Origin of the sequence: Sphingomonas sp. H160509 (genome assembly GCF_024124765.2) — a bacterium.
GTDB lineage: Bacteria > Pseudomonadota > Alphaproteobacteria > Sphingomonadales > Sphingomonadaceae > Sphingomonas.
In genome coordinates this window covers 1,442,383-1,456,268 of sequence record NZ_JAMXSR020000002.1, presented here as the reverse complement: position 1 = coordinate 1,456,268, position 13,886 = coordinate 1,442,383, and the positions used below count along the sequence as shown (strand labels likewise).

Genomic DNA, 13,886 nt, shown 5'->3' with positions numbered 1-13,886 from the left:
TGGGTGCGGGCCTGCCAGCGAGACTATGGAATTGGCAAGGCTTTCGTGGCAGCGATCCTTCCATGACGACGCATTCCATCGACCAACCGATTCCAGCCCACCCCATCGCAGTCGTGATCCTCGCTGCCGGCAAGGGTACGCGGATGAAATCTGATCTTCACAAGGTGCTTCACCCGATCGCCGGCCGACCGATGCTGCTGCATCTCGTCGCAAGCGCGGCGGCGTTGCAGCCGGCGAAGACCGTCGTCGTGACGGGGGCGGGGCGTGAACAGGTCGAGGCGGCGGTGGCGCCGCTTGGGATCGCCACTGCGCTCCAGGCGGAGCAACTCGGCACCGGCCACGCGGTCGCGCAGGCCCGCGACGCGCTGGCCGGGTTCGAGGGCGACGTCCTGATCCCTCTACGGCGACGTTCCGCTCGTCACCGCCACGACGATGCAGCGGATGATCGACCGGTTGCACGCCGACGACACGCCCGCCGTCGTCGTGCTCGGCTTTCGCCCTGAAAATCCCGGGGCCTATGGTCGCGTGATCGCTAATGCCGCGGGCCGGATGGACCGGATCGTCGAGTATAAGGACGCGTCGGAGGCGGAACGCGCCGTGACGCTGTGCAATTCCGGGCTGATGGCGGTACGATCGACCGATCTGTTCGCGTTGCTCAACCGGCTCGGCAACGACAATGCGGCGGGCGAATATTACCTTACCGACATCGTCGAGCTTGCCGCAGCCGCCGGCCGATCGTCCGCGGTCATCGAAACCGGCGCGGACGAAGTCGCCGGCGTCAACAGTCGCGGTGAACTCGCCAGCGTTGAAGGGGCATGGCAGGCAACGCGACGCGCGCAGGTGATGGCCGACGGCGTCACGTTGATCGCGCCCGACACGGTCTGGTTCTCGCACGACACGGTCCTCGGCCGCGACGTCGTGATCGAGCCCAACGTCGTGTTCGGCCCCGGCGCGCGCATCGCTGATGGCGCGACGATCCACGCGTTCAGCCACGTCGAGGGCGCCTCGGTCGGCAAGGGAGCGAACGTCGGTCCGTTCGCCCGCCTCCGTCCCGGCGCGGATCTGCATGCGGATGCCAAGGTCGGCAATTTCGTCGAGATAAAAAAGGCGATCATCGGCGAAGGGGCGAAAGTCAGCCACCTCACCTATATCGGCGACGCGGACATCGGCGCGGGCGCGAATATTGGCGCGGGGACGATCACCTGCAACTACGACGGTTACTTCAAATACCGCACCGTGATCGGCGAGGGCGCGTTCATCGGTTCGAACTCCGCACTGGTCGCGCCTGTCACGATCGGCGCAGGTGCCATCGTCGCCGCGGGATCGGTCGTGACTCAGGACGTCGAGGCCGATGCGCTGGCACTGGTCCGCCCGCCGCAAATCGCGAGGCCCGGCTGGGCCAGGCGCTTTCGCGACGGCATGATCGCGCGTAAGGCCGCCCAAGCAAGCGGCAAGTAAGACCCGTTCCACGGAGTATGATGTAAATGTGTGGTATCGTTGGAATCCTGAGCGGCGAAGATGTTGCCGGTCGTCTCCTGGATGGCCTGAAGCGGCTCGAATATCGCGGCTATGATTCGGCCGGCATCGCGACCGACAATGACGGCGCGATCGAGCGGCGGCGGGCGTCGGGCAAGCTGGTCAATCTGGCGAACGAACTCGCCGCGCATCCGCTGCCCGGCAAGACCGGTATCGCGCATACGCGTTGGGCGACCCATGGCGGCCCGACGACCAACAACGCGCACCCCCATGCCACCGGCGAGGTCGCGGTTGTCCACAACGGCATCATCGAGAACTTCAAGCCGCTGCGCGACGAACTGATCGCGCGCGGCCGCGTGTTCACCAGCGAGACCGACACCGAAGTCGTCGCGCATCTGGTGAGCGAAAAAGTCGAGGCGGGGATGGACCCCGTGTCGGCGGTCCGCGAGATCCTGCCGCGCCTTCACGGTGCGTTCGCGCTCGCCATCCTGTTCCGCCAGCATCCCGATCTCCTGATCGGCGCGCGGCTAGGTTCGCCGCTGGTCGTCGGCCACGGCGAGGGCGAAATGTATCTCGGCTCCGACGCACTAGCGCTCGCCCCGTTGACGCAGCGTATCGCCTACCTCGACGAGGGCGACTGGGTCGTCCTGACCCGCGACGGCGCGCAGGTCTATGACCGCGACAACGCGCCTGTCGAACGCGCGATCACGATCTCGGGCATTACCGGCGACGTGATCTCGAAGGGCAACCACAAGCATTACATGCTCAAGGAGATTTACGAGCAGCCGATCGTCGTGGCTCAGACGCTGCGCTCGTATCTGAAGCGGATGGAAGGCGAGATCACGCTGCCGATCCCCGAGTTCGATCTATCGAGCATCAAACGCGTGACGATCGTCGCGTGCGGGACGAGCTTTTACGCCGGTATGGTCGCCAAATATTGGTTCGAACAGTTTGCGCGCGTCCCCGTCGACCTCGATGTCGCGTCCGAGTTCCGCTACCGCGAACCGGTGATGGAAGAGGGCGGCCTTGCTCTCTTTATCTCTCAGTCGGGCGAGACCGCGGACACGCTCGCGGCGCTGCGCCACGCCAAGGCCGAAGGCCAGAAGATCGCGGTCGTCGTCAACGTGCCGACCAGCACGATGGCGCGCGAGGCCGACCTGCTGTTGCCGACTCATGCGGGGCCTGAAATCGGCGTGGCGTCGACCAAGGCGTTCACCTGCCAGCTCGCGGTTCTTGCGGCACTCGCGGCCAATCTGGCGCATGCCAAGGGTCTGCTGACCAAAGACCAAGAACGTGAAATCGTCCGCCACCTCGCCGAGGCGCCTGCTGCGCTCAACGGCGCGCTGGCGTATGACGAGGCGATCGAGGCGATGGCGCACAAGATCGCTGGCGCGCGCGACGTGCTGTACCTCGGGCGTGGGACCGATTACCCACTGGCGCTCGAGGGCGCGCTGAAGTTGAAGGAAATCAGCTACATCCACGCCGAGGGCTATGCCGCCGGCGAGATGAAGCACGGTCCGATCGCGCTGATCGACGAGCACGTGCCCGTCATCGTCATCGCGCCGTCGGGCCCGCTGTTCGACAAGACCGTCAGCAACATGCAGGAAGTCATGGCGCGCGGCGGCAAGGTCGTGCTGATCTCGGACTACGACGGCATCCAGGCGGCCGGCGAAGGCTGCATGGCGACGATCACCATGCCCAAGGTCCACCCGCTGATCGCGCCTTTGGTCTATGCGGTGCCGGTACAGTTGCTGGCGTATCACGTCGCGGTGCTGAAGGGCACGGACGTCGACCAGCCGCGTAACCTCGCGAAGTCGGTGACGGTCGAATAATCTGTTCCCCACCCCCATAACACCACCCCGGCGAAGGCCGGGGCCCAATTGGGGGGAGGGGGTAACCGAGGCGCGGTCCTCCGTTACAGCGACCTTTCCAATTGGGCCCCGGCCTTCGCCGGGGTGGTGCGTCTGGTAGGCGGCGAACGCCAATTTCTTTCCGCCGCGCGCAACCCTCGATTGACTAAGATTGTGCGCCGCGTCACAACTCGCGGCGTCGATGTCGGGCAACCGGCATGGCACCGCGCGGGAGAGCGTTTCCGGTCCTTTCAGGGCTGATGGAACCGCCGAAGGAGCAACCACCCCGGAATCTCTCAGGCACCAGAGACCGCGCGAGGCTGATCGACACTCTGGAAAGCGTCCTGACGTGAGTCGAGGGCCACCGAAGGGGTAAGCGCTGGACATATCCGGCGCGAAAGCTCTCAGGTCCCGTGACAGAGGGGGGTTCGGATCGTTGCACCCATTGGTGCCGCGCGCCCCTTCGACGGAGACGACCATGAGCGACCCAGAACTGCGCGATTACGCCAGCATCATCGACCAGGCCGACGATTACGTCGAGCCCGAGATCCTGCCATTGCCGCTCGACGCATGGCACCGGGCGCACGGCGCGCGGATGGTCGAGTTCGCCGGCTACGAGATGCCGATCCAGTATGAAGGCATCATGGCCGAGCACGCCTGGACGCGCGACTCGGCGGGCCTGTTCGACGTCAGCCACATGGGCCAGCTCGTCTTCTCCGGCGAAGGCGTCGCGCACGCGCTCGAAACCGTCCTGCCGGGCGACATCGCCGGGCTCGGCGAGGGCAAGATGCGCTATTCGCTGCTGCTCGCACAGGACGGCGGTATCCTCGACGACCTGATGGCCACGCGCCTCTCCGACGACCAGCCGTCGCCGTTCTCGGCGCAGGACGTCGAGCCCGAGGCGTACGACCCGCTCCACCCGTCGCCGACCGCAAGCGGCAGCTTCTACGTCGTCGTCAACGGCGCGACCAAGTATGACGACATCAGCTATCTGATTGAGCACCTGCCCGACGACGTCACGATCAACATTCTCGAAGACCAGGCGCTGCTCGCGGTGCAGGGGCCGAAGGCGGTCGAGGCGGTCGCGCGGATCGTCCCTGGTATCGACGGCCTCGTATTCATGACCGCCGGCGCGTTCCACTGGAACGACGTGCCGCTCTGGATCAGTCGCTCGGGCTACACCGGCGAGGACGGCGTCGAGATCTCTCTCCCCGCCGAACACGCGGTCGCGTTCGCCGACGCGCTGCTCGCGCTCCCCGAGATCAAGCCGATCGGCCTCGGCGCACGCGACTCGCTGCGTCTCGAAGCCGGCCTGCCGCTCTACGGCCACGACCTCGATCCCGAGATCACGCCGGTCATGGCCGACCTCGGTTTCGCGCTGTCGAAGCGTCGCCGCGAGGCCGCCGACTTCCCCGGTGCCGAGCGTATCCTCACCCAGCGCGAGCACGGCCCCGCCACCAAGCGCGTCGGCCTGATCGTCGAGGGCCGCCAGCCCGCGCGTGAAGGCGCCGAAGTGATCGACAACACCGGTGCGACGATCGGCCGCCTCACCAGCGGTGGCTTCGCACCCACCCTCGGGAAGCCGATCGCGATGGCCTATGTGCCGCTCGCGCTCGCCGCCCCCGGCACCCGCATCGAAATCGCGCAACGCGGCAAGGTCCACACCGCCACCGTCACCGTGATGCCCTTCATTCCCCACCGCTACGTCCGCGCAGGAGCCAAGTGATATGAGCCGTTACTTCACGCAGGATCATGAATGGGTCGATGTCGACGGTGACGTCGGCACCGTCGGCATCTCGGAATACGCGCAGAGCCAGCTCGGCGACGTCGTGTTCGTCGATGTCCCCGAAGCCGGCAAGACGCTGAGCAAGGGCGACGAAGCCGCGGTCGTCGAGTCGGTCAAGGCCGCGTCGGACGTGTACTCGCCGGTCTCGGGCACCGTCACGGAGGGCAACGCCGCTTTGACCGACGATTCCAGCTTGGTGAACTCTGACGCCGAAGCCGCGGGCTGGTTCTTCAAGCTGACGCTCAGCGACCCGAGCGAACTCGACAGCTTGATGGATGAAGCCGCCTACGCGACGTTCGTCGAAGGGCTTTAAGTCACTGCTCCCCTCCCGCCTGCGGGAGGGGTCGGGGGGGGGGGCTGGTACAGTCGTTCCCCGTCTCATTCCCTCCCCCGACCCCTCCCGTGAACGGGAGGGGAGGAGACTAGAATGCGCTACCTTCCCTGACCCAGCCCGACCGCGCGGAAATGCTCGCCGTCATCGGCGCCTCGACCATCGACGACCTCTTCGTCGACGTCCCCGAAGTCGCGCGCCTCGACGGCCCGGTCCGCGACCTGCCGATGCACGCCTCCGAAATGGCGGTCGAACGCCACATGTCGGCACTCGCCAAGAAGAACCTCACCGCCGGCGAAGCACCGTTCTTCCTCGGCTGCGGCGCGTACAAGCATCACGTTCCCGCGTCGGTCGATCACCTGATCCAGCGCGGCGAGTTCCTCACCGCCTACACGCCGTACCAGCCCGAAATCGCGCAGGGCACGCTGCAGATGCTGTTCGAGTTCCAGACGCAGGTCGCGCGGCTGCTCGGCACCGACGTCGCCAACGCCTCGATGTACGACGGCTCGACCGCGTGCTGGGAAGCGATCGTGATGGCGCGTCGCATCACCAAGCGGGGCAAGGCGATCCTGTCGTCGGGTCTCCACCCGCATTACGTCTCGGTCGCGAACACGATGGCCAAGTTCACCGGCGACGTGCTCGACACGACGGCACCCGAACTGGTCGCCGACATGGACCTCGACCAGCTGATCGCGAAGATCGACGACGATACGTCGTGCGTCGTCGTCCAGTACCCCGACATCCTCGGCCGCATCGCGGACCTGCGCCCGCTCGCGGATGCGTGCCATGCGAAGAAGGCGCTGCTGATCGCGGTCGTCACCGAGCCGGTCGCCTTGGGCGCGATCACGTCGCCCGGCGAGATGGATGCGGACATCGTCGTCGGCGAAGGCCAGTCGCTCGGCGTCGGCCTCCAGTTCGGCGGACCTTATGTCGGCCTGTTCGGCTGCAAGGACAAATACGTCCGCCAGATGCCCGGCCGCCTTTGCGGCGAGACCGTCGACGCGGACGGCCGCCGCGGTTTCGTCCTCACGCTGTCGACCCGCGAGCAGCACATCCGCCGCGAAAAGGCGACGTCGAACATCTGCACCAACTCGGGCCTGTGTGCGCTGGCCTTCTCGATCCACATGACGCTGCTCGGCGAAGCCGGCCTGCGCGAATTGGCCGAGGTGAACCACGCAGGCGCGGTATTGGCCGCCGAGCGCCTGTCGCAGATCCCCGGCGTGGAACTGGTCAACGACAGCTTTTTCAACGAGTTCACGCTGAAGCTTCCGACCGAAGCCCGCCCCGTCGTCCGCACGCTGGCAGATCGTGGCATTCTCGCCGGCGTATCGCTCGGGCGCTTGTACCCCGGCCAGGACGCCCTCGCGAACGGCCTCGTCGTTGCCGTGACGGAAACGACCACCGCGGAGGACGTCGAAACGCTTGCGTCCGCACTCCAGGAGATACTGGCATGAGCATCAACCAGAGCGGCTGGCGCCCGACCTCGCCCGAACAGAACACGGGTAACGTCCCAGCATCAGTAACCGGCAACAAGGCCCTGATGCTGGAAGAAGCGCTGATCTTCGAGATCGGCGATACGCACACCACCGGCGTAGATTTCGCTGCTCCCTCTCCCCCGCCGGGGAGAGGGGCCGGGGTGAGGGGCAGCCCAGCAATGCTGCGCCCGGTACGACCCCTCACCCAACCCCTCTCACCGGAGGGGAGAGGGGCTAAGCCGCTTGGGGAACCTGTCGCGCACCGCGCCGATCGGCCTCCCCGGTCTCTCCGAACCGGAAACTGTCCGTCACTACACCCGCCTCTCACGCCAGAACTACGGCATCGACCTCGGCTTCTTCCCGCTCGGCAGTTGCACCATGAAGCACAACCCGCGCCTCAACGAGAAGATGGCGCGGCTTCCCGGTTTCTCCGATGTCCATCCGCTCCAGCCGGTCGACACGGTGCAGGGCGCATTGGAAGTCATCCACCAGCTCGCGCATTGGCTCGTCACGCTCACCGGCATGACCTCGGTCGCGATGAGCCCCAAGGCCGGCGCACACGGCGAGCTCTGCGGCATCCTCGCGATCCGCGCCGCACTCGAAGCCAAGGGCGAAGGCGCGCGGAAGATCATCCTCGTCCCCGAGAGCGCACACGGTACCAACCCCGCCACTGCCGCGTTCGCCGGCTATAGCGTCGAGGACATCCCCGCCACCACCGAAGGCCGCGTCGACACCGCCGCGCTGAAGGCCCGGCTAGGCCCCGACGTCGCCGGCGTGATGATCACCAACCCCAACACGTGCGGCCTGTTCGAGGCGCGACATGCGCGAGATCTCCGACGCGGTGCACGCGGCGGGCGGCTTCGTCTATTGCGACGGCGCGAACTTCAACGCGATCGTCGGCCGCGTACGGCCGGGCGATCTCGGCATCGATGCGATGCACATCAACCTACACAAGACCTTCTCGACACCCCACGGCGGCGGCGGTCCGGGTTCCGGTCCGGTCGTGTTCTCGGAAGCTTTGACCCCCCACCGCACCGCTCCCGTTCGTCGAGAACCAGGACGACCAGTTCGTCCTGGTCGAGGAGGAAACCGCAGGCGAGCACCATGCCGGCAGCTTCGGCCGCATGGTCGCGTTCCACGGCCAGATGGGCATGTTCACGCGCGCACTGACCTACATCCTGAGCCACGGCGCGGACGGCCTGCGCCAGGTGTCCGAGGACGCGGTGCTCAACGCGAACTACATCCTGCGCAGCCTCGACGACACGCTCGACGCACCGTTCGGCCCCTCGGGTCCGTGCATGCACGAGGCGTTGTTCTCGGATTCCGGGCTCGCCGCGGGTTTCTCGACGATCGACATCGCCAAGGGCCTGATCGACGAGGGCTTCCACCCGATGACGATGTATTTCCCGCTCGTCGTCCACGGCGCGATGCTGGTCGAACCGACCGAGACCGAATCGAAGGCGGCGCTCGACCAGTTCATCGCCGCGCTCCGCTCGGTCGCCGAACGCGCGAAAGCCGGCGACCCCAGTCTCAAGACCGCCCCGCACTTCGCCCCCCGCGCGCGCCTCGACGAGACGCTCGCGGCACGGAAACCGGTTTTGGTCTGGAAGGACCCCGCTCCGCTGGCGCAGGCGGCGGAGTAAGGGAAGCAGGTGATCTTCGGGGTGTGACGCTTCCACCCGAAGAATACTACCACCCCGGCGAAGGCCGGGGTCCAATTGGGCGACGCTACTGAGGGACGGCGGTGTGTCGTTATTGCCACCTCTCCAATTGGGCCCCGGCCTCCGCCGGGGGCAGTTCAAATGTGTCGCCGCCTCTTTACCTCGGCTGTATTGCTGCCATGCTACACCAATTGAAGGTGATGGCGTGGGGGACGCAATGCAGGCGCACGAATCACAAGGCTGGATCAGTTACGCGATCACCGCGGTCGTCATCGGCATAGTCTTCGCGATCCGCTGGCGCCGCATGAGCGTGGTGAAACCTTTAAAGCTCGAACGCCTCTGGATCTTCCCCGCGCTGTATGCCGCCGTCACGCTCTATATGTTCGTGATGTACCCGCCGCACGGCCTTGCGTGGCTGTTCTGCGCGCTGGCCCTGGTCATGGGCGCAGCGCTCGGCTGGCAACGCGGCAAGCTCATGCGGATCACGATCGACCCCGACAGCCATGCACTCAACACGACGTCCTCCCCGGCAGCGGTCCTGTTCATCGTCGCGATCGTCGCAGTCCGCACCGGCGCCCGCGCCATGATCGGCGACGGCCACGCCCTCCACCTCGACGCCTTCGCCATCACCGACATGCTGGTCGCGCTCGCGCTAGGCTTGTTCACCACCCAACGCATCGAAATGTACCTCCGCGCCAAGCGGATGCTCGAAACGGCACGCGTCCGCTAACCCGCCGCTACCGCACGATCCTCCCCCGCCAGGGGAGGTGGCTGGCGCTTGCCAGACGGAGGGGGGGAGGGAAGGAGAACCGATGGTGTCGCGTCCTCCCCCTCCGTCACCTTCGGCGCCACCTCCCCTTGGCGGGGGAGGATTAAGAGGTGGCCTCAAGCAATCGCCTGCTCGGTCTCTTCCCGCCGCCGGACATGCTCCCGCCAAACGATATACAACCCGCTCGCCACGATAACAGGTGCCCCGACCCACGTCGCCTCCGCCGGCAGCGTGTCGAACACCAGCCACCCCAGCAACGTCGCCCACAACAGGCTCGAATAATCCATCGGCACCACGACCGACACCGGCCCGAGCCGCAACGACGTCGTCATCGCGATCTGCGCCAGCCCGCCAAAGATCCCGATGCTCGCCAGACACACCCACGCGACCATATCATGCGACTGTGCCGCCTGCGTGTAGAACACCGACAGCGGGATCAACGACAGTGCCGAGAACCAGAATACCGTCGTCAGCGCGCTCTCGGTCTTGCCGATCTGCCGCAACAGGATCGACACGCTCGCCGTCCCGAACGCCCCCGCCAGCGCACACCCCGCACCCCATAACGGAAAGTGATCCCCGCCCGGTTGCGCGACGATCAACACGCCCGCAAACCCCGCGGCTACCGCCGCCCAGCGATGCCACCCGGTAGGCTCGCGCAACACCAGCGCCCCCAGGATCGTCGCGAACACCGGCACCGTGAACCCGATCGTCGTCGCCTCCGCGAGCGGCAACGCGACGATCCCGTTGAAGGTAAATGCCATCGCCGAAAGCCCGACGATCGCGCGGACGATGTGCGCGGGCAGCCGCTTTGTAGCGACCGACGGCAGGCCGGGTCCGGCTAGGATTACGCCCGACACCAGCAGGCACGCTCCGAACTGACGAAAGAACAGGATCTCTGACACGCTCGCGCCGTGCCGCTCGGCAAGCTTGATCGCGGTGTTCATCAGCGCGAAGATCACGACCGACAGCAACCGCATGCCGATGGCGGGAAGGATGCGGTCGGTGGGCATGCGCGACCCCTACGCAAACCACCGCCGCGTCGCCACCCCGCAACTCACACGTGACGAACACCCGCGTACCCGCTATCCGCACCCCATGATAAAGCGCGCACTCCCCGTCACCCGCGAGGCGGATTTCTCCGCCTGGTACCAGGCCGTCATCTCCGAGGCCGATCTCGCCGAGGAATCCGGCGTCCGCGGCTGCATGGTCATCCGCCCCTGGGGCTATGGCATCTGGGAGCGCATCCAGCGCCTGCTCGACGACCGGATCAAGGCGACCGGTCACGAGAACTGCTATTTCCCGCTCTTCATCCCGCTCTCCTACTTCGAGAAGGAGGCCGAGCATGTCGACGGCTTCGCCAAGGAAATGGCCGTGGTCACGCACCACCGCCTCAAGGCCGACGGTTACGGCCGCCTGATCCCCGATCCCGACGCCAAGCTCGAGGAGCCGCTCGTCGTCCGCCCGACTTCCGAAATGGTCATCGGCGCCGCCTTCGCGCGCTGGGTCCAGTCGTGGCGCGACCTGCCCGTGTTGATCAACCAATGGGCCAACGTCGTCCGCTGGGAAATGCGTACCCGCATGTTCCTGCGCACCAGCGAGTTCCTCTGGCAGGAAGGCCACACCGCGCACGCCACCGCTGACGAAGCGCGCGACGAGACGCTCAAGATGCTCGAAGTCTATCGCGATTTCGCGGAGGAATGCCTCGGCGTCCACGTCATCGCCGGCGAGAAGCCCGAGAACGAGCGCTTCCCCGGCGCTGTCGCGACCTATTCGATCGAGGCGATGATGCAGGACGGCAAGGCGCTGCAAGCCGGCACCTCGCACTTCCTCGGCACCAACTTCGCGTCGGCGCAGAACATCCGCTTCCAGAACGCGGGCGGCGAGTTCGAGCTGTGCAACACCACGAGCTGGGGCGTGTCGACGCGGATGATCGGCGCGGTCATCATGGTCCACGGCGACGATGACGGGCTGCGCGTGCCGCCGATGATCGCCCCGTGGCAGGTCGTGATCGTGCCGATGCTGCGGGACGTTCCCGAGGACGCCGCGATCGTCGAATACTGCAAGTCGCTTCAGGCCGAGCTCGCCAAGCAGTCCGCGCTCGGCGAACCGGTCCGCGCGCTGCTCGACCTGAAGCCCGCCAAGGCCGCGACCAAGCGCTGGGGCTGGGTCAAGAAGGGCGCCCCGATCGTGATCGAGGTCGGCGGCCGCGACATGGCCGGCGGCAACGTCACCGTGATCCGCCGCGACCGCCTGTACCGCGAGGGACGGTAAGCTCGACAGCATCGCCACGCCGCGCGACGCGTTCGTCGGCGACGTCTCGGGGATGCTGGCCGAAGTGCAGGCGACGCTCCACGTCGAGTCGATGAACCGCGTGAAGGGTAACATCGTCCCCGCCAACGACTTCGCCGCAGTCGAGGCGCATTTTGCCGACGGCGTGAAGAACCCCGGCTGGGTCGATGTCCGCTGGTCGAAGCCGACGGGGGCGGCGCTCGACAAGGTGGTGGAGCGGTTGAAGGCGCTCAAGCTCACGATCCGCAACGCGCCGATGGGGCAGACGGGCTGCGACGACGGCGCTTGCATCTTCACCGGCGAACCCGCGGTGGAACGCATCCTGATCGGCCGCGCCTACTAGGCCCTGACAAGCTGGGACCGGCGTCACGTCCACGGCTGCTTACCGGCGCTGTGCCGGGAGTAGCCTGGATACCCGATGCCCTAGAGCAACCGAAACGGACCGGTCTGTAGGCTGTGTCGCCATGCTCCGTCTGCTATCATCACCGCGGCTTTGGCGGGGCGACATTAGGGGGCGGCTATGGGCGTGACCGGGATCGGCGGCTTCTTCTTCCGGGCAAAGGACCCGGAGGCGATACGCGCTTGGTATGTCGAGCACCTCGGCGTCGGATCGGTGCCGTATGGATCGTGGGAGACGCAGGCAGGTCCCAGCGTCTTCGCGCCGTTTGCCGTCGACGCCGATTATTTCCCCACAGATCGCCCGTGGATGCTCAACCTGCGCGTCGACGACCTCGACGGCCTGATCGCGACGCTCCGCGCGGCCGGGATTGCGGTGATCACCAATCCCGAGTGGGACATGCCCGGCTTCGGCCGTTTCGCCCGCATCCACGATCCGGAAGGCAACCCGATCGAACTCTGGCAACCCGAGGGCGCTGCATGAGGACGATGAGCGCTAAGTTGGTCTGACGAGCTGCCGGGTTCGTGGCGTACTAGAACTCGACCGAGCGAGCGCCAAGACTTCCCCCTCCCTTGAAGGGAGGGGGCCGGGGTGGGTTGGCCCAATTGAGCCATGACGGTTCGGACGCGCGGAAGCTGACCCACCCCCACCCCCCCCTTCCAGGGAGGGGAGCAGAACGGCAGGTCTGACCCGCGTGGGGGATAGCGCGGGGATCGCCCGCCGAGCCATCCACCGCGCCACCCGCCAAGCCTCCGCTCAAAACAACTCTCCCTGCGGCCCTCGCGGCGCGCGGAACAAGTCGCTCCGCAAAGCAACGCGTTCCCGGTTCAACCCGTGCTTTGCGCACGCAATCCGGAACCGCGTCCCAAGCAGGTCCGCCCAAGGCCCTTGCCCTTGCATCCGCGTGAAGAAGTTCGGATCGTTATCCTTTCCCCCGCGCAGCGACGCAATCGTCGCCATCACCTTCCCCGCGCGATCCGGAAAATGCTCGTCGAGCCAAGCTCGGAACAGCGGTGCCACCTCGTGCGGCAGCCTGACCGGGATGAAGAACGCCCGCGTCGCCCCGGCTTCCGCCGCCCGCGCGATCAGATGCTCGATCTCGTGATCGGTGATTGCCGGGATGACCGGCGCGATCGAAACGTAGACCGGCACCCCCGCATCGGCGAGTTTGCGAACTGCCGCCAGCCGCCGCTCCGGATGCGGTGCACGCGGTTCGACGGTCAACGCCACCTTCGGATCGAGCGACGTGATCGACATCGCCACCGCCGCCAGCCCCTTCGCCGCCATCGGTGCCAGCAGGTCGATATCGCGCACCACACGGTCCGACTTGGTCGTGATCGTCAGCGGATGATCGGTCTCGGCGAGCACCTCGATAATGCCGCGCGTGATCCGCCAGTCGTTCTCGATCGGTTGATAGGGATCGGTGTTCGTCCCCAGCGCCATCGGCGCGCAGGCGTATCCCGGCTTGCCGAGCTCGGCCCGCAACAGCGCTGCCGCGGATGGTTTCGCGAACAGTTTGCTCTCGAAATCCAGTCCCGGCGACAGGTCATGAAACGCATGGCTCGGTCGCGCGAAGCAATAGATGCAGCCGTGCTCGCACCCGCGGTACGGGTTAATCGAACGGTCGAACGGTACGTCGGGCGACGCGTTGCGGCTGATGATCGTCCGCGGCGTCTCGACCGTCACCGTCGTGCGCAGTTTCGGCGCCACTCCGTCGATCCCCTCGCGCATGTCGAGCCAGTCGCCATCCGCCTCGGTTTGCGGCAGGTTGAACCGCTGGCTCTCGCTATTTAGCGTCGCACCACGAACCGGACGGGCCTGTTTCATGCACCGAAACTAAGCGCCGTCCGAG

7 protein-coding genes, 4 pseudogenes and 2 riboswitches are annotated in these 13,886 nt (G+C 66.4%); of the genes and pseudogenes, 9 read left to right on the top strand and 2 right to left on the bottom strand.

Annotated elements, in window-relative coordinates:
- The first annotated feature begins 62 nt into the window (after nt 1-62).
- The 7 genes and pseudogenes from glmU to NHF48_RS08755 all read left to right on the top strand — a co-directional run bounded on the left by glmU (nt 63) and on the right by NHF48_RS08755 (nt 9,309).
- A pseudogene (gene glmU, locus NHF48_RS08785) lies at nt 63-1,458 on the top strand (bifunctional UDP-N-acetylglucosamine diphosphorylase/glucosamine-1-phosphate N-acetyltransferase GlmU).
- A gap of 26 nt (nt 1,459-1,484) precedes the next feature.
- Nucleotides 1,485-3,308, top strand: a complete 1,824-nt coding sequence (gene glmS, locus NHF48_RS08780; RefSeq protein WP_253070865.1) for a glutamine--fructose-6-phosphate transaminase (isomerizing) — start codon at nt 1,485-1,487, stop codon at nt 3,306-3,308.
- A 237-nt stretch (nt 3,309-3,545) separates the two neighbouring features.
- A riboswitch (glycine riboswitch) is annotated at nt 3,546-3,649 on the top strand.
- Nucleotides 3,650-3,756: riboswitch (glycine riboswitch) on the top strand.
- Nucleotides 3,757-3,804: 48 nt separating this feature from the next.
- Nucleotides 3,805-5,052: a glycine cleavage system aminomethyltransferase GcvT gene (gcvT, locus tag NHF48_RS08775; RefSeq protein ID WP_253070864.1), complete on the top strand. Its 1,248-nt coding sequence runs from the start codon at nt 3,805-3,807 to the stop codon at nt 5,050-5,052.
- Between the two features lies 1 nt (nt 5,053).
- Entirely contained in the window at nt 5,054-5,425 is a 372-nt protein-coding gene (gene gcvH, locus NHF48_RS08770) for a glycine cleavage system protein GcvH (protein WP_056057335.1), read from the top strand.
- Nucleotides 5,426-5,539: 114 nt separating this feature from the next.
- Nucleotides 5,540-6,897: pseudogene (gene gcvPA, locus NHF48_RS08765) on the top strand (aminomethyl-transferring glycine dehydrogenase subunit GcvPA).
- Nucleotides 6,894-8,561 (top strand): annotated as a pseudogene (gcvPB, locus tag NHF48_RS08760) (aminomethyl-transferring glycine dehydrogenase subunit GcvPB). Before gcvPA ends, gcvPB begins: the two co-directional pseudogenes overlap by 4 nt.
- A gap of 223 nt (nt 8,562-8,784) precedes the next feature.
- Complete coding sequence (locus tag NHF48_RS08755; protein WP_253070862.1) at nt 8,785-9,309, top strand: CcdC protein domain-containing protein; 525 nt, start codon at nt 8,785-8,787, stop codon at nt 9,307-9,309.
- Nucleotides 9,310-9,464: 155 nt separating this feature from the next.
- Here NHF48_RS08755 and NHF48_RS08750 read toward each other — a convergent pair whose 3' ends face one another.
- Nucleotides 9,465-10,358, bottom strand: a complete 894-nt coding sequence (locus NHF48_RS08750; RefSeq protein WP_253070861.1) for a DMT family transporter — start codon at nt 10,356-10,358, stop codon at nt 9,465-9,467.
- Nucleotides 10,359-10,443: 85 nt separating this feature from the next.
- Here NHF48_RS08750 and NHF48_RS08745 point away from each other — a divergent pair.
- Both NHF48_RS08745 and NHF48_RS08740 read left to right on the top strand, forming a co-directional pair.
- Nucleotides 10,444-11,980, top strand: a pseudogene (locus NHF48_RS08745) (aminoacyl--tRNA ligase-related protein).
- Nucleotides 11,981-12,157: 177 nt separating this feature from the next.
- Nucleotides 12,158-12,517 carry a VOC family protein gene (locus NHF48_RS08740; protein ID WP_056057352.1) on the top strand — a complete coding sequence of 120 codons (360 nt, stop codon included), beginning with the start codon at nt 12,158-12,160 and terminating at the stop codon, nt 12,515-12,517.
- Nucleotides 12,518-12,790: 273 nt separating this feature from the next.
- Here NHF48_RS08740 and NHF48_RS08735 read toward each other — a convergent pair whose 3' ends face one another.
- Nucleotides 12,791-13,861, bottom strand: coding sequence for a PA0069 family radical SAM protein (locus NHF48_RS08735; protein WP_253070860.1), 1,071 nt, complete (start codon nt 13,859-13,861; stop codon nt 12,791-12,793).
- Nucleotides 13,862-13,886: the final 25 nt, after the last annotated feature.

What these genes read in the sequence shown, in the direction of transcription:
- glmS (WP_253070865.1), top strand. Translation starts at nt 1,485, where the DNA reads ATGTGTGGTATCGTTGGAATCCTGAGCGGCGAAGATGTTGCCGGTCGT.
- gcvT (WP_253070864.1), top strand. Translation starts at nt 3,805, where the DNA reads ATGAGCGACCCAGAACTGCGCGATTACGCCAGCATCATCGACCAGGCC.
- NHF48_RS08750 (WP_253070861.1), bottom strand. Translation starts at nt 10,358, where the DNA reads ATGCCCACCGACCGCATCCTTCCCGCCATCGGCATGCGGTTGCTGTCG.
- NHF48_RS08740 (WP_056057352.1), top strand. Translation starts at nt 12,158, where the DNA reads ATGGGCGTGACCGGGATCGGCGGCTTCTTCTTCCGGGCAAAGGACCCG.
- NHF48_RS08735 (WP_253070860.1), bottom strand. Translation starts at nt 13,861, where the DNA reads ATGAAACAGGCCCGTCCGGTTCGTGGTGCGACGCTAAATAGCGAGAGC.
- gcvH (WP_056057335.1), top strand. Translation starts at nt 5,054, where the DNA reads ATGAGCCGTTACTTCACGCAGGATCATGAATGGGTCGATGTCGACGGT.